12 protein-coding genes and 2 tRNA genes are annotated in these 20323 nt (G+C 72.2%); 7 read left to right on the top strand and 7 right to left on the bottom strand.

Annotation, left to right across the window (positions count from 1 at the left end):
- Positions 1–18 precede the first annotated feature (18 nt).
- Together F9C12_RS38655 and F9C12_RS38650 are read right to left on the bottom strand one after the other, a co-directional pair.
- A complete protein-coding gene (locus tag F9C12_RS38655; RefSeq protein ID WP_409463750.1) occupies positions 19–759 on the bottom strand; it encodes a hypothetical protein in 741 nt (246 codons plus the stop codon).
- A 109-nt stretch (positions 760–868) separates the two neighbouring features.
- Positions 869–2521, bottom strand: coding sequence for a DUF6801 domain-containing protein (locus F9C12_RS38650; RefSeq protein WP_409463749.1), 1653 nt, complete (start codon positions 2519–2521; stop codon positions 869–871).
- A gap of 253 nt (positions 2522–2774) precedes the next feature.
- On the opposite strand from F9C12_RS38650, the gene F9C12_RS38645 reads away from it, so the two are divergent.
- Together F9C12_RS38645 and F9C12_RS38640 are read left to right on the top strand one after the other, a co-directional pair.
- Entirely contained in the window at positions 2775–3710 is a 936-nt protein-coding gene (locus F9C12_RS38645; protein WP_409463748.1) for an ATP-binding cassette domain-containing protein, read from the top strand.
- Positions 3707–4540 (top strand): ABC transporter permease, encoded by an 834-nt coding sequence (locus F9C12_RS38640; protein WP_409463747.1) that lies wholly within the window; start codon positions 3707–3709, stop codon positions 4538–4540. Before F9C12_RS38645 ends, F9C12_RS38640 begins: the two co-directional genes overlap by 4 nt.
- Here the strand turns inward: F9C12_RS38640 and F9C12_RS38635 are convergent.
- The 5 genes from F9C12_RS38635 to F9C12_RS38615 are packed head-to-tail and all read right to left on the bottom strand — an operon-like array spanning position 4537 to position 16313.
- Entirely contained in the window at positions 4537–5679 is a 1143-nt protein-coding gene (locus F9C12_RS38635) for a glycosyltransferase (RefSeq protein ID WP_409463746.1), read from the bottom strand. The genes F9C12_RS38640 and F9C12_RS38635 overlap by 4 nt on opposite strands.
- On the bottom strand, positions 5655–6431 hold the full coding sequence (locus F9C12_RS38630; protein WP_409463745.1) for an alpha/beta fold hydrolase: 777 nt from the start codon (positions 6429–6431) through the stop codon (positions 5655–5657). Before F9C12_RS38630 ends, F9C12_RS38635 begins: the two co-directional genes overlap by 25 nt.
- Positions 6419–6709: an acyl carrier protein gene (locus F9C12_RS38625; RefSeq protein WP_238605367.1), complete on the bottom strand. Its 291-nt coding sequence runs from the start codon at positions 6707–6709 to the stop codon at positions 6419–6421. Before F9C12_RS38625 ends, F9C12_RS38630 begins: the two co-directional genes overlap by 13 nt.
- Complete coding sequence (locus F9C12_RS38620) at positions 6706–10551, bottom strand: beta-ketoacyl synthase N-terminal-like domain-containing protein (RefSeq protein ID WP_409463744.1); 3846 nt, start codon at positions 10549–10551, stop codon at positions 6706–6708. Before F9C12_RS38620 ends, F9C12_RS38625 begins: the two co-directional genes overlap by 4 nt.
- A complete protein-coding gene (locus F9C12_RS38615) occupies positions 10545–16313 on the bottom strand; it encodes an SDR family NAD(P)-dependent oxidoreductase (protein ID WP_409463743.1) in 5769 nt (1922 codons plus the stop codon). The genes F9C12_RS38620 and F9C12_RS38615 overlap by 7 nt, the downstream gene beginning before the upstream one ends.
- A gap of 261 nt (positions 16314–16574) precedes the next feature.
- Here F9C12_RS38615 and F9C12_RS38610 point away from each other — a divergent pair, with 261 nt between their 5' ends.
- The 5 genes from F9C12_RS38610 (at position 16575) to F9C12_RS38590 (ending at position 20315) form a co-directional block, all read left to right on the top strand.
- Positions 16575–17363 (top strand): SDR family oxidoreductase, encoded by a 789-nt coding sequence (locus tag F9C12_RS38610; protein ID WP_409463742.1) that lies wholly within the window; start codon positions 16575–16577, stop codon positions 17361–17363.
- 1 nt (position 17364) lies between these two features.
- A complete protein-coding gene (locus tag F9C12_RS38605; RefSeq protein WP_409463741.1) occupies positions 17365–18333 on the top strand; it encodes an aldo/keto reductase in 969 nt (322 codons plus the stop codon).
- Positions 18334–18386: 53 nt separating this feature from the next.
- Complete coding sequence (locus F9C12_RS38600) at positions 18387–19208, top strand: ACT domain-containing protein (RefSeq protein ID WP_409463740.1); 822 nt, start codon at positions 18387–18389, stop codon at positions 19206–19208.
- Positions 19209–20158: 950 nt separating this feature from the next.
- Positions 20159–20233 (top strand) — tRNA-Leu (locus tag F9C12_RS38595).
- A 9-nt stretch (positions 20234–20242) separates the two neighbouring features.
- Positions 20243–20315, top strand: a tRNA-Tyr gene (locus F9C12_RS38590).
- Positions 20316–20323 lie beyond the last annotated feature (8 nt).

The following is a 20323-nucleotide window of genomic DNA, read 5'->3' as shown; positions in this document are numbered from 1 at the left end:
GGTCGGCCAACAGCGTCGTCACGACGCCGTCCCGCATCCGTTCGGACCGGAGCTGCCGACGCAGCGGAGCACCAGATCGGTCACCAAGGTGTTGCCCGGGCCGGAAACCAGCCCGGTGAACAGGCGGCTGAGGTCCTCGCGGCCGACGCAACCGGCGAACGGCGGCGTCGTGAACGTGGTCGTCACCTTCGCCGGCGGAGCGGGGAAAGCCAGCGGCAGCAAGGCTTTCAGCGTCACCTCCGCGGGTTGCGCGGTGCGGCAGTCCGGGCCGACGTCGAGCGGCTTGCCGTCCACTTTGACGTTCGACAGCTTGACGAAGACCTTCGCGGTGACCTCGGAATCGGCGCAGAGGTTGGTCTGCGTCTTCTTGCAGTTGGCGTCCTTGCCGGTCAGCACCTGGGTGCTGCCGGTGACGTCGCCGGCCGGGACGAGTTCCACCGTGGCGGTGGCCGGCATGAACCGGAACGCGACGAAATAGCTTTCGGTCACCGGGATGCTGAGCTTGCCGGTCAACGGCACGCGGCCGCTGAGGCCGAGCAGGGCGCCGTCGAACCGGCCCTGCGGGAAGCTGATCTCCGAACCGAGCTTCGCGACGCGGCTGGTGGTCGGCTGCTGCGCGTCGCCGACATAGAAGCCGACCGGGAAATTAGCGGCGGCCGGTGCTGGCGCGGTGTCGCCGGGCGCGGCTTGCGCGGAGCCCAGCGACAACGCGGCCAGCACCAGTACCAGCGGCAGCGAGAACCGGGTCAGCGCAGACATTCGGACTTCCTCATCGAAGACGTTCCTCCCGAAGCTACTGACGATTCTCGTTGCGGCACAGGGGTTTCCGTGTTCTTGTCACGCCGGTCGGCGTTTTCGCGGGCGCACTTCACCTCCGCGTGAGCGTCACGTCCAGTTTGTTGCCCGGACCGGAGGCGAGATCGGTGATCAGGCCGGTGAGGAAACCGCAGCCGGTGAACGCCGGGACGGTGTAGGTCGCGGTCAGCTTGCCGCCCGCGGCGGGGTCGAACCCGGGCGCCGAGGAGAGCGGCACGTCGGCCGGGGTTCGCGTGCGGCACGAGTCCGAGCTCAGGATCGGGAAGCCGAGCAGCCGCACCTTGGCGAGCCGGACGTCCACCTTCGCGTTCGCCTTGGCTGTTCCGCCGGAGAACGTGCCGTCGATCGGGCCTGCCTGGCTCAGCTTGACCGTCGCGGAGGCCGGGAGGAAGCCGAACAACCGGAAGTAGACGTCCGATGTGGGCAAGGCGAACTGGGCGTCGAACTTGCCCGCGTCCGCGTCGAGTTTCGCTTCGAGCCGCCCGGGGCCGAGGGGCAGGGTGGCGCGGAGTTGCTTGAGCGTGGTCTTGCCGCGGAGCGAGTAGGTGAATTTCGTGGTGCTCGGCGGGGTCGTGGTGGGCTGGGTGGGCTGGGTCGTCGGTTCCGTGGATTGGGTCGGCGAGGTCGGCTGAGTCGGCGAGGTCGGCTGGGTCGGCTGGGTCGGCTGCGTTGGCTCGGTGGATGAGGTCGGTGGGGTCGGGGACGTGGGCTGGGTGGGCTCAGTCGAGGACGTGGGCTGCGTGGGCGAGGTGGGCTGGGTCGGCTCGGTGGACGACGTGGGTTGCGTCGGCGAGGTCGGCTGCGTGGGCTCGGTGGATGAGGTCGGCTGCGTGGGGGAAGTCGGCTGGGTCGGCTCGGTGGACGACGTCGGCTGGGTTGGCGAAGTCGGCTGGGTCGACGTCGGTGGCGTCGAGGTGGGCTGGGTCGGTTGCGTGGGCTCGGTGGACGAAGTCGGCTGGGTCGGGGAAGTGGGCTGGGTCGGCTCGGTGGAGGACGTCGGCGAGGTCGGCACGGTCGCCGAGGTAGACGAGGTGGACGAGGTCGGGGTGGACGAGGTCGGGGTCGTCGGGGTCGTGCTGGTTCCGCCGCCCGGCTTGATCTCGAAGGTGCCCAGCTGCTGGTTCTGTCCCGGGACGGCGACGCAGTCCGAGGTGAACGTGCCGAGGTCGGTCGGCTGGCCGGAGGCGGTGCGCGGCGTCATCGTCGTGCTGAAGTTCCCGACGGTCACCGACGCGGTACCGGCGCTGGGGAAGGTCACGGCCGGGGCCTGGCCGCTCGTCTTGACGTGGAACGCGCCGGAAGGCGGCACCTGCGTCGACGGGATGGTCAGCGGCAGGCCGAGGTTCAGCGTTTTGTCGACGGGGTACTTGAGCTGGGCCGCCGCCTTGGCCGAGCCGTCCAGCGTCGTCGCGCCGACCAGGGCGAGCCCTTCGGTGGCGGTTTCCGGGACGGTGACGTCCACGTCGAACTTGATCGGGGTGGACGCCGAGCCCGCGACGGCGTTGTCCGGCAGGTTGGTGTCGATCTTCACCGCGAGCACCTGGTCGCCGATGAGCGGGAACGGGCAGGTGTAGTTCAGGGTCAGGCTGGCCGGCGCGGCCTGGGACAGCCCGGCCCCGGCCAGCGTCGCGGCCGCCGCGGCGCTCGCGACGGTCAGGACGGCCAGCGCACCGGCCGCTTTTCTCGGCTTCCACGGAAACTTCACGACTCGTCACCTCGGGGAATCGGGACAATGTTTCCGGAAAATACCTCCGGGATTGCCGCCACAACAACTGACGGGCAATTTCTTGTCACGCCGGTCGGAGTGCCCGGAAAGAAAAGGGTCACCGGCTTCAGTACTTGTCACGCGCGTGCTATTCGCCGCACGGGAAACTGTTACGCGCAGGACAGCCGGCCGCTGACTCCTTGCTTTTCCCAGCCACTGCTCGTTACGTTGCGGGGAAAGGGAAGGAGCGGCCATGCGCCCGCCGGTCATCGCCGTGACGGACCTCGGCAAAAAGTACCGCGAAGTCACCGCGCTCGCGGGAATCAGCCTCACCGTCGCCCCGGGGACGGTGCTCGCGATTCTCGGGCACAACGGCGCCGGGAAAACCACTTTGATCGACATTCTCAGCACGCGGAGCCGGCCGACCTCGGGCACCGCCCGGGTCTGCGGGCACGACGTCGTCCGGCGCGGGCGGGCGATCCGGCGGCGGATCGGGGTCACCGGGCAGTTCGCCGCGGTCGACGACGCCCTTTCCGGACGCGGGAATCTGCTGCTGATCGCACGGCTGCTGGGCGCGAACCCGGCGCAGGCGCGGGCGCGGGCCGCCGAGCTGATCGCGTCGTTCGGGCTCGAGGACGCGGCGGACCGGCCGGCCGGAACCTACTCCGGCGGCATGCGGCGGCGGCTCGACCTGGCCGCGGGCCTGGTGGGCGCGCCGGAGGTGCTGTTCCTCGACGAGCCGACGACCGGGCTCGACCCGGTGAGCCGGGCCGGGCTGTGGACCGTCGTCGGGGACCTGGCCGCGCGCGGCACCACGATCGTGCTGACCACCCAGTACCTCGAAGAGGCGGACCGGCTGGCCGATCACGTCGTCGTGCTCGGGCTCGGCCGGATCACCGTCTCGGGCACGCCCGCCCAGCTCAAAGCGCGGTTCGGCAGCCGGACCGCGACGCTGACCCTCGGCAGCGAACTCACCGTGCGGCGCGCGGCGGACGCGGTGTCCCGCCTCGGCCTGTCCGCGGGCCGTGCCGGGCAGACGCTGACCGTCCCGCTGCGCGGCCCCGGCGACGTCACGATGCTGGTGCGCGCGCTCGACGCGGCCGAAGCCCCGCTGCGGGACCTGACGGTGACCGAACCGACGCTCGACGACGTGTACCTGTCCCTGCACGCGACGGCGACGGGCTCGTGACGCAGTCCCGCCACCGCGCGCCGGCCGCGAGCCTCGCCGATCCGCCGACGTGGCCGGAAACCAGCTTCCGGACACAGGTCCGCGTGCTCGCCGCGCGCTCGCTGCGCACCGCGTTCGGCGACTGGCGGCTGGTCTTCTTCGGCTTGTTGCAACCGGTGGTCCTGCTGTTGCTGTTCAGCCAGGTGTTCAGCGGGGTCGGCGCGCTGCCGAGCGTCGCGGCTTACCAGGGATACGTGAACTTCCTGGTGCCGGCGACGCTGGTCAACATCTCGATGACGACCGCGATGAGCTCCGGAGCGGGCCTGCTGGCGGAAATCTACGGCGGCTTCACCGCGCGGCTGCGCTGCCTGCCGATCTCGTTGTTCTCGGTGCTGGTGGCCCGCACCGTCGCCGATTCCGCGCGGCTGGCCGTGCAACTGGTCGTGACCTCGGCCGCGAGCGTGCTGTTCCTCGGCTTCCGCCCGGCGGGCGGGGTGCTCGGGCTGAGCCTGGCGCTGCTGCTGACGCTGGTCGTGGGCTGGTGCCTGAGCTGGGTGTTCGTCGCGATCACGACGTGGCTGCGCAAGGCGGAAACGCTGCAGGCGGCGTCGTTCGTGGTGATGTTCCCGCTGATGTTCTCCTCGAGCGCGTACATGCCGCTGGACTCGATGCCGCACTGGGTCCGCACGGTGTCGGCGGTGAACCCGCTGACGTACGCGATCGACGCGACCCGGGCGCTGGCGTTGAACCGCCCGATCGGCTGGTCGGTCGCGGCGGCGCTGGCGATCGCGGGGGTGGCTGCGGTGGCGGGGGGCGCGTTGGCCGCCCGCACGTTCCGCGACCGCGGCTAGCCCGCCGACCCCAGACCCTCCAACCGGGCCGCCGCCTCCGGCGCTCCCCCAGCCGCGGCGAACGACGCGCCGATCCGCTCCGCACCCTCGCGGTATTTCGGAGCCGATTCGATCGCGTCCCGGATGTCCGCCGCCCGCGCACGGTCGAACCGCAGCCGAACCCCCGCCTGCGCCGCCACTACCTGCTGGGCCAGCATCGACTGGTCGTCCCGGATAGGCGCCAGCACCAACGGCAGCCCGGCCGCCAGGGCTTCGCACACCGTGTTGTGTCCGCCGTGGCAGACCACCACCGACGCCTGCGCGAACACCTCTACCTGCGGGATCCGCCACGCCAGAGCGACCTCCTCGCTCTCCAGCGTGCCCGTCGGATCGACCACCAAGCCCTGGACGTCCGGCATTCCGGCCAGCGCGGCGACGCTTTCGGCGAGAAACCGTTGTCCCGCCGAAGCATTGGACGTTCCCAACGTGACGACCACCAGCGGCCGAGTGTCTACAAAGGACCGAGCGGAGCCGTTGGAGGCCGGGGGGAGGATCGGGCCGACATAACACACCGGCGCCGCCACCCGCGCCTGTCCGGCCAAGGCCCGCGTCGTGAAGGCCAGCACCAGGTGCGGCGAGAACCGCAGGTCGGCGACGCGGGCTCCGTGTCGTGCGCACAGTCTCGTCTGGAGTCCGGTCACCCAGGACGCGATCCTCGGCATCGACGCGAGCGGATCGGCCAGTTCGGTGGACGTGGAGGCCGACGTCGCCCACGGCAGCCCGCCTCGCGCGGTGACCAGCGCGCCCGCCAGCGCCTGCTGGTCGGCCACCACGACGTCGGGGCGGAAGGCGTCGACGGCGAACTGGACTCCGGGGACCATCGCGTCCGCGAGCGGCACCAGATACGACTCCCAGAGATATTTCAGCGCGGCGAACCCGCGCAGTTCGGGAGGCCGGAGCGCCACCGAGAACGGCCGGGAGTCCCCCGCCGCGAACACCTTTCCGGGGACCAGCGCGGACACTTCCGGCGAAGGACCGCACCAGGCCACCTCGTGGCCGCGGGAGGAAAGCTCCGCCGCCACCCCGCGCAGCGGCGCGATGTGCCCGGCCAGCGGCGGGACGACCAGCAGGAACCTCATGCCGAATGCCGTCCGATCCATTCCAGCACCAGCTTGCGCACCTCGCGATGCTGTTCCACGAGCACCGAATGCCCCTGCCCTTCGAACACGTGCAGCTCGCCGCGCGGCAGCATCGAGGTCAGCGCTTCGAGGTCGTCGGCCTGGTAGCCGTGGCTGCCCAGCACGGACAGCACCGGACAGCCGATCGCCGCCACCTGCTCCCAGGTGAGCAGCGGCCCGAGCGGCACCTCCTCGGCCATCTTCGTGGACATGATCCGCTCGGCGGCCAGCCGCGCCAGCCGCCGGTGGTGCGCGCTGAAGTTCGCCTCGATCCAGGCGAAGCTCTCCTCCTCCTGAAGGAAGCGCACGGTGTGCGCGAGGATCTCGCTCATCTTCCCGGCCCACGCCTCGGTCGCGGGCTCCGATTCGATGCACACGATGCTGCGGACCCGCTCCGGATTGGCGGCCGCGTAGCTGTAGGCGAGCGTCCCGCCGAAGCTGTTGCCCACCAGGTGCACCGGCCGCTCGATGCCGAGCTGGCGCAGCAGGTCGTCGAGGTCGGCGACGAAGTCGGCCAGCGTGTAGCCCCGCTCCGGCCGCTCGGTCTTGCCGTGGCCGCGCAGGTCGTAGCTGACCACGTCGATGCCCGCGGCCGCGACCGGAGGCGCCAGCGTCAGGTAGAAGCTCGCGAGGCTGTCGGTTCCCATGCCGTGCAGGAACACCACGGTCTCGGCGCCGCCGGCGCGGACGAGCTGCACGTTGGTGCGCAGCCCGTTCACCGTCATCGTGGGCACGTGCGCTCCCCCACGAACCGGGCGATGTCGCCGACGGTCAGCCCGATGACGTCGTCGAGATCCTTCTCCGCCAGGTACTCGGCGAGGTTGACGTCCTCGCCGAAGTGCTCGGCCAGGATGCTCGCGAAGGTCACCAGGTCGATGCTTTCCAGTTGCAGGTCCTCGTGGAACGTCGTGTCGGGAGTGATCTCGACGCCGAGCACGTCGGCGTCTCCGACCAGCTCGCCGAGCAGTTCCGCGACGACGTCGAAGACGGCCGAGGCGTGGTCGATGGTCATGTCGTGCTCCTGAGTTGTGCGATGGCGGTGTCCCCGTTCAGCTCGACGGAGACGGCGAGGTCCGGCAGCCGGCGGCCGCGACCGGAGACCCGGCCGTCGGCGTGCACGCGGATCTCCGCCGGGTAGACCGGTTCGGCCAGCTCCGCGCGCACGGCGTCCTTCGCCGCGATGCGGGTCAGCAGCCAGCCGCGTTGCTCGCGCGGCGCCACCGCGGCGAACTCGGCCCGTTCCTCGGCGGCGAGGTAGACACCGGCGTAGATCTCGCGCGCGGCGACGGTCGGCCAGCGGTCGGTGACGGACACGCGCCCGCCGTCCAGCCGCTCGGAAAGCAGGTGCCGGTCCGGGAAGGCGTACACGCGATGGGCCGCGCGGTCGCACGGGAACCGGACGTCCCGCCAGCCTTCGATCGTCGCGAGCACCCGGCCGTCGCGCACCAGCTCGGCGTCCATCTCCAGGACGTCGGGCCGGGGCAGCCGGGTCCGCACCAGGCACTCGACCCGGGCGCCCGGCGCGGGTTCCGGGCCGTGCCAGGTGATCCGGCCGATCGAGCGGGGGAAGGCGAGCAGGCCGTCGGACCGGGTCGCCATCAGCCAGCAGCCGAGCAGCTGGCCCACGTTGTCGAGCAGCCCGCCGGGCGCGGACGGGACCACCAGCTCGCCCCGGATGTGCTGCTCGCCGAGACCGGTCAACCGGGCCAAGCCCTGGTACGCCGGACCGTGGAACATCTCGCGGCGCGCGTAGATCTCGGCCGCGGGCAACGGCGGCGGCGTCTCCGGCGCGGGGATTCCGGCGCGCGGAGGCGGTGGCGGGAACGAGCCCAGCTCGACGGTCAGCAGCGCGTACGGTCCAATCTCGACAGTCACCTGGTCGCCCCGGCGGCTGAGCGACAGCGGCGCCTTCCGCGCCGGAGCGGCGATCAGCCACCGCGAGAACACCGCGTCGCGCACCGTTGCCGCCGTCGTGCCCGGCCACGCCCGTTCGACCGCCCGGCAGGCGAGGTCCACCAGCGTCGTCGCGGGCACCACCGGACGGAAGTCGGTCTCGTCCGGCCAGCCGGCGCGCTGCCGGAAGAACCGGTGGTCGCGCAGGTACGGCATCGCGGCGAGCGATACGTCCACAGTGGACTCCACCGGCCGCTGGACGGCCGCCGCGACGACGTCCGCCGCGGTCCGGCGGGTCTGGTCGAGCAGCGCGGCGAACTCCGCGGCGATCGCCCCGTTCACGCCCGCGGGCAGGTCCGGCACGTGCCGGTCGTCGAGCAGGCCGCGCGCCCGCTCCCCCAGCGACAGCAGCGGCCGTCCGGTGTTCAACCGGATCCGCCGCGGTTCTACGGCCGCGAAATCGGGTGCGCCGCCTTCGGTCCACAACGCCGTGGCGACCCGGCGTAGCTGGGCGAGCCCGGAACGCGTGCCAGACCCGGCAGCGACGACCAGGTGCCGCCGGTCGCCGAGCGTGTCGGCGACGAACGAGCCCAGCTGCCCGGCGCCGACCTGGACGAACACGCGGAACCCGGCGTGGTGCAGGGCCTCGGTCAACTCGCGGAACCGGACCGGGCGCACGAGGTGCTCCAGGTACAGCTCGCGGATCGCGTCCGGCTCGGCGGGATACGGCCGCGCGGTGGTGGCCGACCACACCGGCACCGTGGGTTCGCGCAGGTCCAGTTCCGCGGCGAGGCGGGCGAACGGGGCCAGATGCGGGCGCAGCAAAGGCGTGTGGAAACCCGACCGGAACGGCAGGGTCCTGGCCACGATTCCCTTGCCGCGGCACGACTTCGCGAACGCCGCCACCGCGTCCGGCGGGCCGCACACGATCGTCTGCTGTGCCGCGTTTTCGTGGGAGAGCACGAGATCCGCGGGGAGCAGTTCGGCCGCGCGCCCGGCTGAGCAGCCCAGCACCAGGTAGTCCGCGGCGGGCAGCTCGAAGCCTTCCGGCCAGTACCGGTCCAGCAGATCCGGCTCCGGCCGGTACATCCCGGCGGCCTGCATCGCGGTCCACTCGCCGGCGCTGTGCCCGGCGAGCGCGTCCGGGCGGATCGCCAGCCGCCGCAACGCCTGGTCGAGCACGAGCCCGGCCGCCGACACGCTCGCCGCGCGGGCCGGCACGTTCGCCGTCGACCAGCGCGGCCGGTCGAGCCCGAAGTGCCGGGCGACGTCGGCGAGGCGCGGTTCGGCGTCCGCTTCCAGCCCGGGGTACAGGAACACGGTTTTCCCGTGCGGCAGCAGCGGGTCGGTGGTGCACCAGAGGTCGGCGCTGTGCCATGGCCGGCCGGTGGCCGCGACCTTTCCGAGCACCTTGCGCGCCATGGCCAGTTTGCGCTCGTCCGGGCCGACGATCCCGATCCGGCACCGCCCGTCCCCCGGCTCACCCGGCTCCCCCGGCCGGTCGAGCCGTTCCAGCAGTTCCTCCGGCGAGTTCGCGGCCAGCCGCAGCACGCGCTCCGGCTCGGTGACGCGCGCTTTGCGTTTCGGCGCCGGGTCGCCCGCCTCCACCACCAGGTGCGCGTTCACGCCGCCGAACCCGAACGCGCTGACCGCGGCCACGCGCGGCAATTCGCCCCACGGCTCCGCTTCGGCCAGCACGCGGAACCGCGTTTTGTCGAGCAACGGGTTCGGGTCGCCGCAGTGCAGGGTCGGCGGAAGCACCTCGTGGTGCAGTGCGAGCGCCACCTTGACCAGCCCGGCGACCCCGGCCGTCGACAGCGTGTGGCCGATCATCGACTTGACCGAACCGAGCACGGCGCGCGGACCGCTGGTCGTGCCGAACACCTCGGCGACGGTGGTCAACTCGGCCGCGTCCCCGGCGGGGGTGGCCGTGCCGTGCGCCTCCAGCAGGCCGATTCCCGCGGGGTCCATGCCCTCCCAGGCCCGGCGCAAGGCGAGGGTCTGGCCCGCGACGGACGGGCTGAGCAAGCTCGCGCCGCGGCCGTCGCTCGACGTGCCGCTGCCCCGGAGCACGGCATACACGCGGTCGCCGTCGCGGCGGGCGTCGGCCAGCCGCTTGAGCACGACGATCGCGGTGCCCTCCCCGATCAGCATTCCGTCGGCCTCGCGCGAGAACGGGCTGATCCGCTGGCTCGGCGACAGCGCGCCGAGCTGGGTGAACAGCGACCAGAGCGTGTCGTCGTGCGTTTGGTGCACGCCGCCGGCCAGGACGGCGTCGCAGCGGCCCCGGGCCAGTTCCCCGATCGCCTGGTCGACCGCGACCAGCGACGACGCGCACGCGGCGTCGACGGTGTAGGCCGGGCCGCCGAGGTCGAGCCGGTTGGCCACCCGGGCCGCGGCGAGGTTGGGGACCAGCCCGGCGGCGGTCTCCGGCCGGAACTCGCCCAGGGTTTCGCGCAGCGCCGTGCGCAGCCGGTCGAGCACGTCCGGCCCGGCGGACGGGATCAGCTCGCCGACCGTGCGGGCGATCTGCCGGACCGTGCGGACCCGCTGGTCGAACCCTTGCAGGCCCGGCGAAAGATAACCGCCGCGGCCGAGCACGACGCCGATCCGCTCGGGGTCGCCGAGCCCGCCGAGGCCGCCCGCGTCGTCCACCGCGGCCGCGGCGACCGCGAGAGCGGTGAGCTGGTCCGGCTCGATGCCGGTCAGGGAGGTCGGCGGCACGCCGTGGGCGGCCGGGTCGAATTCGAGCGTGTCCGGAGCGAACCCGCCCCGGCGGCCGTGCGTGCGGTCCGGCGCGGAACCGTCCTGCCCGTGGAACGCCGGATCGCGGCGATCGTCCGGAATCTCGGTGACGGCGTCGGCGCCTTCGACGAGGTTCCGCCAGTATTGGTCCACAGTGGACGCACCGGGCAGGAACACGCCCATCCCGACGATCGCGACCGGTTCCTGCCTCACCACAGCGATGCCGTGTACAAGACGGCACGATCAGTTCCGTAGGCGAGTTCGCGCAGCAGCGCCGCGACGCCCTCGTCCGGGTCGAGCAGCGCGACCTCACGGCGCTCGTACTCGCGGGCCAGCTCCGGCGACACCATCCCGCCGTGGCCGCCGTCCGGGGCCCACGGTCCCCAATGGACAGTGACCGCCCGGCCGGGCCAGCTCGTGCTCAGCGATTCCAGCACGTCGTTCGCCGCGGCGTAGTCGGTCTGGCCGCGGTTGCCGAGCACCGCGGCGATGCTGCCGAAGAAGGCGACGAAGCCGGGTTCGACGCCGAATTCCGTCAACGCCGAGAGCAACGCCCGCGCACCGTCCGCTTTGGTCTCGAAAACGGTGCGGAACGACTGCTCGTCCTTGTCCGCCATGAGCTTGTCGTCGATCACGCCCGCGGCGAAGACCACGCCGTCGATCCGGCCGTGCCGCGTCACGAGGTCTTTGACCAGCTGATGCACGGCATTCGCGTCGCGCACGTCGAGCGACTGGTACGCCGGGTCACCGCCCGCCGCCCGCACCTCGTCCAGCGTGCGGCCGATTTCGCGCTGCGCCAAGACAGTTCGCACCCGGCGTTCGATGTCGGACACCGACCCGCCGCGCCCGGCGAGCACGGCCCGCATCGCGGCGGGATCGGCGGGCAGGTCGTCGGGTTCGCCGGGCCACGGGGTGCGGCCGGCGAGTTCGAGCCGGCAGCCGGACCCGGCGAACGCGACCGCCGCGCGGGCGGTGATCCCGCGGGCCCCGCCGACGAGCAGCACCAGGGAATCGGGCCCGAGGTTCAGCGCGGCGAGTTCGCCGCCGCCCGGCCCGGCCCCGGAATAGGCCAGCGAGCCGAGGTCCTGGGGCCGCGGTTCGAGGGTGAAGCGGCCGTCGCGGTCGTGGCCGACGACGGACGGCCCGTCGCTGCGGGCTTCGTCGACCAGCACCTTCGCGCGGTCCTGCGCGACCTCGACGAGCCGGGTGGTCCCCTCGCGTTCCAGCGCGGCCGAGCGGACCAGGCCGCGAAGCCCGGCCGCGCCCGGTTCCGCCGCGATCAGGACGTCTCCGCGCACTGCCTTGAGCCGGGCGAACAGCTCCGGCGCCTCGACGCCGTCGGCGAGCAGCACGGTGAGGTCCGCGGCGCCGGTGCCGATTTTCGCTCCGGCACCGGCGAAAGCCTCGCGCACGGACTCGTCGTCGCCCAGCACCGCCACGGATTTTCCGCGCAGCCGCGCGGGATCCGGGTCGAGCGGGACCGCCGTTCTGGCCAGCCGGTACCGTTTCGGCGCGGCGGCCTTCGCGGCGGGCGACAACCAGCTCTCCAGGTGCGCGGCGAGGGCGTTCGCGGTCCGGTCGCGGCTGAGCTGGTCGGTGCGGTCGTCGGCGGGCAAGCCCAGCTTGCCCAGCAGGGTTCCGGCGATCTCGGTCCGCTTGATCGAGTCGATCGACAGGTCCGCCTCGAGGTCGAGGTCGCCCGCGATCATCTCCGCCGGGTAGCCGGTGCGTTCGCTGATCACGCCGATCACCGTCGCCAGCACGTCCTCCGGAGCTGCCGCGCGCTCGGCGGGTTCCGCTTCCTCGACCACCACCGGGGCCGCCGCCGGCGCCAGGGCCGGAGCGGCCGGAACAGGTGCGACCGGCGTGGAACCCAGGTAGCCGAGCAACACGTCCCGTTGCGCCGCGACGAGTTCGCGGGCGGTGCGCAGGAAGTCGACGACCGCTTGGTCGCGGCTGGGGGCGGGTTCGGTCATCGCGGTGCTCCGTATCCGTCGGGCAGGCGGGAGGGCGGGAACTTCGGCGCCGGGCGCGCGGACGGACCGACCGTCGACAGCCCAGGCGGTGGCGGCGGGTTGCGGGCGCGGCGGCCGGGCCAGCCGTTCGGTGCGCACGGCCACGCCCGCTTGTGCGAGGCGGGACAACGCGGTCAGGAACCCGTTGAGGTCCGGCCCGCAGGCGACGGCGGTGTGCGGGCGGTCCCCGAGGATTTCCGCCACCAGCCCGGTCAGCACCCGACCGGGCCCGACCTCGACGAACGTCCGCGCGCCTGCGGCGTACATCGCTTCGATCTGGTCGAGGAACCGGACGGGCGCGCCGATCTGCGCGGCGAGTTCGCCGCGGACGTCGTCCTCGTAGGGCCGGGCGGTCCGGTTCGACCACACCGGCAGCCGGGGCGCCGAAAGGTCCTCCCCGGCGAGCGCGGCGGCGAAGACGTCGCCCGCTCCGGCGACCAGCGGGCTGTGGAACGCGCAGGCCACGGGAATCCGCTTGGCCGCGATCCCGGTCTCCCGCAGCCGCCGGACCGCCCGCTCCACCGCGGGAACCGGTCCGGACAGCACGCTCTGCCCGGGCGCGTTGTGGTTGGCCACCACGACGTCCGGGCCGATCAGCGTCGGGGTGAGGACGTCGCGCGACGCCTTGGCCGCGGCCATCGTGCCGGGCGCGGCGACGTCGGCGATGGCGTTCGCGCGGGCCTGGCTGAGCCGCACGAGCGTCTCGGGGTCGAACGCGCCCGCGACCGACAAGGCGACCAGTTCGCCGTAGCTGTGCCCGCCGAGGAAGTCCGGCCGGACGCCGACCTGGTCCAGCAGCCGCGCCACCGCCGTTTCGACCAGCCCCAGCGCGGGCTGCGCGACGCGGGTGTCCGTCAGCGCGTTCTCTTGTGCGGCAAGGGAATCGGGGTCGAACGCTTTCGGAGGGAAGGCGGTGGCGGCGACCTCGGGGGCGAGACGCAGGAGGTCGGCCAGCTCGGGAAAGTGCACGAACAGCTCGGCGAGCATGCCGACGCGCTGGCTGCCTTGGCCGGGGAAAAGGAACGCGACCTTGCCGGGATCGGCCGCGGCGGTGGTGATCCCGGCCAGGATCTCCGCGGTTCCGGCGGGCCAGTCGCGGAGCCCATGCCGCCGGTCGGGGGCGACCGGGCCCGCGCCGAGCACGGCGTGGAAATTGGTGCCGCCGAAGCCGAACGCGCTCACTCCGGCCAGCCGGGCCGGCGCCGCCCACGGCCGCGCCGAGGTCGTGAAGGAGAACGGACTGGCCGCCGCGTCCCAGGCCGGGTTGGGCTTCGCCAGGTGCAGGGTCGGCGGGACGACCTCGTGCCACAGCGCGAGCACCGCCTTGATCAGCCCGGCCAGCCCGGCCGCGCATTTCGTGTGGCCGATCTGGCTCTTGACCGAACCGAGCGCGCAGGAACCGGGCGCGGCCCCGGCCTCGGCGAAGAAACGCGTCAACGTGCGCAGTTCGGTCGCGTCGCCGACGACCGTGCCGGTGCCGTGCGCCTCCACCAGCCCGACGTCCGCTGGGGACACTCCGGCGTCGCGGTAGGCCCGTTCCAGCGCGCGGGCCTGTCCCTCCGGACGCGGCGCGGTGAGCCCCAGCGCCTTCCCGTCGCTCGCCGCGCCCACCCCCTTGACCACGGCGTAGATCCGGTCGCCGTCGCGTTCGGCGTCGGCGAGCCGTTTGAGCACCAGGCAGGCGACGCCCTCCCCGAGCGCGATGCCGTCGGCGTCCGCGTCGAACGGACGGCACCGCCCGGTGGGCGAGAGCGCGCCGGCGGCGGTGAACATCAGGTAGTCGTGGATGCCGTTGTGCAGGTCGACCGCGCCGCACAGGACGAGCGAACTGGTTCCGGTGCGCAGTTCCTTGACCGCGAGATCCAGCGCGGCCAGCGAAGACCCGCAGGCGGCGTCGACGGTGTAGTTGGCTCCGCCGAGGTCGAGCCGGTTCGCGATCCGGCCGGAGATGACGTTGGCGAGCGTGCCGGGGAAGGTGTCCTCGGTCGGTTCGGGCAGCTGGTCCCGGAGTTCGCGCGGGACCTCTTCGAAGTAGCCGTCGAGCAGCGAGCGCAGCGTGCCCGCGTTGGCGAGGTCGCCGCCTGCCTCGGCGCCGAAGACGACGCTCGTGCGTTCCCGGTCGAATTCCCGGTTTTCGTACCCGGCGTCGGCGAGCGCGCGGCGCGCGATCTCCAGCGACACGAGCTGCGCCGGGTCGATGCTGCTCATCGCCGACGGCGGAATGCCGTAGTCCAGCGGGTCGACCGGCAGCGGCGGCAGGAAGCCGCCCCACTTCGACGTCGACTGTCCGAAGTAGACTTCCGGATCCCAGCGCTCGGGCGGCACCTCGGTCACCGAATCCGCGCCGCGCAGGATGTTCGACCAGAACGCGTCGAGGTCGGGCGCGCCCGCGAAGGCGCCGGCCATCCCGATGACCGCGATGTCCCGGCTCGAGGTTTCCGCGGCTTCGACGGGTCGCGCGAACGTCTGTCCGGAAGCGACTTCGGCGTGCAGCTCCGCGATCGTGGTCCGGCGGTCGCGCAGGACGGCGACCTCTCCAGCCAGGTACATCCCCTCGGAGAGCTGGGTTTGCGCGCTCAGCCGCGTTCCGTCGCGGCGCACGCCCTTGCTGGCGATCCGCAACCGTCCGGTGTTCAGCTCTTCGAGGCGTTGCCAGGCTTCCCGCGCCGGCACGTCGGACAGACTCGCCTTGAGCTGGCCGAATTCCGTCGTGTACGGGCTGAGCAGGCAGCGCGTGCGATGGCCTGGTGCGGTTTCGAGAGTGACGGTGGTGTCGGCGGCGAGCACGCATTCCTGGAACAGCCGGGTGATCGCGCCGTGCCGCACGGCTTCCTTGGTGAACAGGTACGCCGTGCCCAGCAAAACGCCCGCGCCGTCGAGCGGGGCCGCCATCGCGGCGACCATCGCGGCCGAACGGGCGTCATGGATCCCGCCCGCGAACAACACCTCGACGTCCTTCTCCCCCGCGAGGACCGCCAGCTGTTCTTCCCACAACGCGAAGCTCGACCGCGGGCCGACGTGCCCGCCGCATTCGGCTCCCTCGAAGACGAACCGGCGCACTCCGGCGTCGAGGTACTGCCGGAGCAGGATCGGCGAGGGAACGTGCAGGAACGTCGCGATGCCCTCGGCCTCCAAAGCCTTGGCCTGCCCCGGTTTCCCGCCGGCGATCAGCACGCACCGCGGCCGGGCGGCCCGGATCCCGGCCAGCTGCTCGGCACGCAGATCGTCGGGAACGAAGCCGAGGATGCCCGCGCCCCACGGCCGGTCGCCGAGCCGTTCGGCGGTGCCGCGCAACAGCTCCGCCGTGCGCGCGCCGTTCGCGGTGGCGACCGCGACGAAAGGAAACCCGCCCTCGTCCGCGACCGCGGCGGCGAACGCGGGCTGGTCGCTGACGCGCGTCATCGGGCCTTGCACGATCGGCAGCGCGGTGCCCAGCGTGCGGCACAACCGATCGCCCAGCGCGGTCGAGGGCAGCTCCGCCCCGACGATCCGGCGGACGCCTTCCTCGGTCGCGGACGGCAGGACCACCCCCGCCGCGCCTCCGGCGAGCGCGCCCACCGCGGTCCGCGTGCCCGCCACCCGGCCCCACACCGGAAGGTCGAACTTGCCCAGAAGCTGTTGCAGGAAAACGAAATCGCTCAGTTCTCCGGCACCGGCGACGAGCCCGAGCGCACCGCCGCGGACCGCTTCGGCGGCGGTCGCCGCGTCCGGCACCTCGGCAAGCGCGCCCCGCCACGGGGCTTTCGTCCGGATCGCGAAGGCCGCGCCCTCGGGCAACGGACCGTCCGTGCGCACACCGTAAGGCACGCGGACCCGGGCCGCGACCAGGCGCAGCTCCACCGGGTCGGTCCCGTCGAGCACGCCCAATCCTCCGCCGCGCGCGACGGACGCCACCGTGTCGGGATCGCCGACGCCCAGGCACCGCAGCCGTCGAGCGTGCGACGGCGGAACGAGCTCGACCATCGGCTGACCTCCTGTAGCGGGGCGGGCGGTGATCACCGCGGAACCGTTTACAGCAATAACGCATCGACTGCGGAAAAAGCAATACCGGCCGGGGATAATTGCCGCGGAGCATACCATCGGCACTCTCGCCGTGCTAATGTCCGAAACTGTGCCCGGAACCCATCCCAGGCCGCTGAACAGGGGTTTTATCATCCAGCTGACAGTCAAGAAATACATTTTGCTCACGCCGGTAACAACGTCGGAGAAAATAGTGGAGCGCACGTGGAACTGAGCGGGCGGGTAGTCGTGCTCACCGGCGCGGCGCACGGAATCGGGGCCGCGATGGCCCGCCGGTTCGCCGCCGAGGGCGCGCGCGGGGTGGTCGTGTCCGACCTCGACGCGGACGGGGCCGAACGCGTGGCGGCGCAGATCCGGGACGCGGGCGGGCAAGCCGTCGCGACGGTGACCGACGCGACGTCCAAAAAGGACTTGAAAGCGCTGGTGGCGGGCGCGCGCGGCGAGTTCGGGCCGGTGGACCTGTTCTGCGCCAACGCGGGCGCCGCGTTCGGCACCGGCGTGCACGCCGCGGACGAACAGTGGGCGAAATCCTGGGAAATCAACGTGATGCAGCACGTCCACGCCGCACAGGCGGTGCTGCCCTCGATGCTCGCCCGCGGCGAAGGCTGCCTGCTGCTCACCGCGTCGGCAGGCGGCCTGCTCGGAGTGCCGGGCGACGCGCCGTACTCGGTCACCAAGCACGCGGCCGTCGCGCTGGCCGAATGGCTCGCGATCACCTACCGGCCGCGCGGGGTGCGGGTCAGCGCGCTGTGCCCGCTCGGCGTCCGCACCGCGCTGCTGGAGCCGGGCCTCGCCGCGGGCCACCCGGCCGCGCTGGCCATCGCGGCCGCCGCGCCGCTGCTCGAACCCGAGGACGTCGCCGACGCGGTCGTGCGCGGCCTTTCCCGGGACGAGTTCCTGATCCTGCCGCACGAATCGGTGCGGGAATCGTTCGCGCGCAAGGCCAGCGCGGTGGACGCGTGGATCGACGAGATGGCCGTCCAAGGAGGCTGAAGTGGAGTACCGCAGGCTCGGCGCGAGCGGGCTCGCCGTGAGCGAAATCGCCTACGGCAACTGGTACAACCACCACGCGCCCGGCTGCGTCGCCGCGGCGCTGGACGCGGGCGTCACCACGTTCCACACGGCGGCGGCCTGGGACGGCGGCGCCGCGGAAGCCGCTTTCGGCGCGGCGTTCGCCGGCACGCGCCGCGACGACCTGGTCCTGTGCACCGGGGTGTTCTGGCCCGAAGGCCCCGGGCCCAACGATTCGGGCCTGAGCCGCAAACACGTGATCGCGTCGCTGGAGGGCTCGCTGCGGCGGCTGCGCACCGACTACGTGGACGTCTACCAGCTGTTGAGATTCGACTACAAGACACCGGTCGCGGAAACGTTCCTGGCCCTGTCGGACCTGGTGCGGCAAGGCAAAGTGCGCTACGTCGGCACCGCGGAGTGGACGGCGGAGCAGCTGACCCAGGCGGCCGAGGCGGCCGCGCGCTACGACGTGCCGCTGATCTCGAACCAGGCGCATTACTCGATGCTGTGGCGCGTGGCGGAGGCACAGGTGATCCCGGTGTCCGACCGGCTCGGCATCGGCCAGTTCGCCGCGGTCCCGCTGGCGCAAGGCGTCCTGACCGGCAAATACGGCAACGGCGCGGTCCCGCCGGGCTCGCGCGCGACCGGACCGGCGTACGCGCGGCCGTTGCGGTACCCGGAGCTGGTGGACCGGGTGGAGCTGCTGCGCGGCGTCGCGGACGACGCTGGGTTGACCATGGCCCAGCTCGCGCTCGCCTGGACCCTGCAACACGAAACCGTCGCCTCGGCGGTGGTGGGGGCGAGCAAGCCGGAGCAGCTGACCGAAAACGCGAAGGCCGCGGGGGTCCGGCTCGATCTGGACGTCCTGATGCGCGTGGACCAGCTGCTGGGCAGCTTCGTGCAGACCGATCCGCGACTGGTGTGGACGCCGCCGCCCGGGCTGGTTAACTGAATCGTGACAGGACGCGACGTCAGCGGTAAACGGGCGCCCCGACGCTGGAGGGCATGACAGCATCCGAGACACCGAGCACGAGCCGGAAGCGTTCGGTCAACCGGGAACTGGTCGAACTGGCGGCGCTGTTCTTCGCCACCGGCATCGCCGACCTGTTCGTCAGCACCCTCGCGAACAACCGCGTCGCCCCCGCGCTGATGTTCGCGCTGGGCGGGCTTTTCATCGCCGCCGCCACGCTGCGGCACCGCTGGAGCCACCGGCCGCCGCGCACCTCCGCGCCCGGACAAGGGGCCGCGGTCGAATGGCGCCTCCGCGCGACCGTGCGCGACGTGCCCGGAAGCCTGGCCGCCCTCACCGCCACCCTGGCCGCGCACCGCTACGACATCGCGGCCATGCAAGTCCTCACCTCGCCCGACGGCGCGGTGGACGAGTTCCTCCTCCGCGCCCCGGAAGGCACCACCAGCGCAGACGTCGCCGAGGCGGCCCGCTCCGGCGGCGGCGAGAACGTCTGGGTCGTCCGGGCGGACGCGCACGACCTCGTCGACCTCCCGACCCGGATGCTCGCCATCGCCGCCCAAGCCGCCGACGCCGACGCCGACGTGCGCCCCCTCCTCAGCGCCCTGCTCGGCGAATCCTGCACGGTCCGCCGGAAAACCGGGGTCCGCGTGCGGGACGAGCGCGTCACCGGAACGACCCTGCTGCTGCACGGCCGGCCCGGCGAACTCCTCGAAGTCCGCCGTCCGCTGCTGCCGTTCACGCCCGCCGAATTCGCCCGGGCCAAGGCGCTTCTGCGGGTGCATCTCGCCGGATACCAGGCCCGCACCGCTGGGATATCAGCCGCCTGCTCCGTCCCGGGAAGCTCCGGCGAACGATGAGAACGGAACCGGGCCGGGAAGCCGCCGCAGGGTCACCGTTGAGATATCACTGACGCCGCAGTGCCGCGGCAACCCAGGCTCCCCGGTGCCGTCACCGGAACCACCCTGCTGCTGCACGGCCGACCCAGCGAACTCCTCGAAATCCGCCGTCCGCCGCTGCCGTTCACGCCCGCCGAATTCCCCCGCGCCAAAAGCCCTCCTGCGCGTAAACCTCGCCGGATACCAGACCCGCACCGCTGGGATACCACCTGCCTGCCCCACCCCAGCAACCTCCGCCGACTGATGAGAACAGAACCGGGGCCGGGAAGCCGCCGCAGGCTCACCGTTGAGATATCAGTGGTGCCGCAGTGCCGCGGCAGCCCAGGCTCCCCGGCACCGTCACCGGAACCATCTGCTGCTCCACAGCCGACCCAGCGAACTCCTCGAAATCCGCCGTCCACTGCTGCCGTTCACGCCCACTGAATTCGCCCGGGCCAAGGCGCTTCTGCGCGTACATCACGCCGGACACCAGACCCACACCGCTGGGATACCACCTGCCCGCCCCACCCCCAGCAACCTCCGCCGACCGATTAACCGGAACCGCGGCCGGGAAGCCGCCACAGGCTCACCATTGAGATATCACTGGTGCCGTAGTGCTGCGGCAGCCCAGGCTCGGTCACCGGAACCACCGTGCTGCTGCACAGCCGCCCCGGCAAACTCCTCGAAATTCCGCCGCCCGCCGCTGCCATTCACGCCCGCCGAATCTCCCCGCGCCAAAACCCTCCTGCGCGTACATCACGCCGGACACCAGACCCACACCGCTGGGATACCACCTGGCCGCCCCGCCCCAGCAACCTCCACCGAACGATGAGAACAGAACCGGGGCCGGGAAGCCTCCCCAGGCTCACCGTTGAGATATCAGTGGCGCCGCAGTGCCGCGGCAGCATAGGCTCTCCGGTGCGGGGAAACGGCATGGAGTAGATCAGCGGCGGATCGCCCGGCTCAGGACCGGGAGGGCGCGGGTTCGAGTCCCGCCTCCATGTCCACCCCCGCCTCTTGGAGTAGTTCAGCAGGCAGAACACCCGGCTGTATTCCGGGAAGGCGCAGGTTCGAATCCTGCCTCCAAGTCTTCGAGA

The sequence above is a fragment of the Amycolatopsis sp. GA6-003 genome, from assembly GCF_046267895.1.
GTDB lineage: Bacteria > Actinomycetota > Actinomycetes > Mycobacteriales > Pseudonocardiaceae > Amycolatopsis.
Note: the sequence above shows the minus strand (reverse complement) of the source record. Positions and strands in the feature narration are given on the sequence as shown.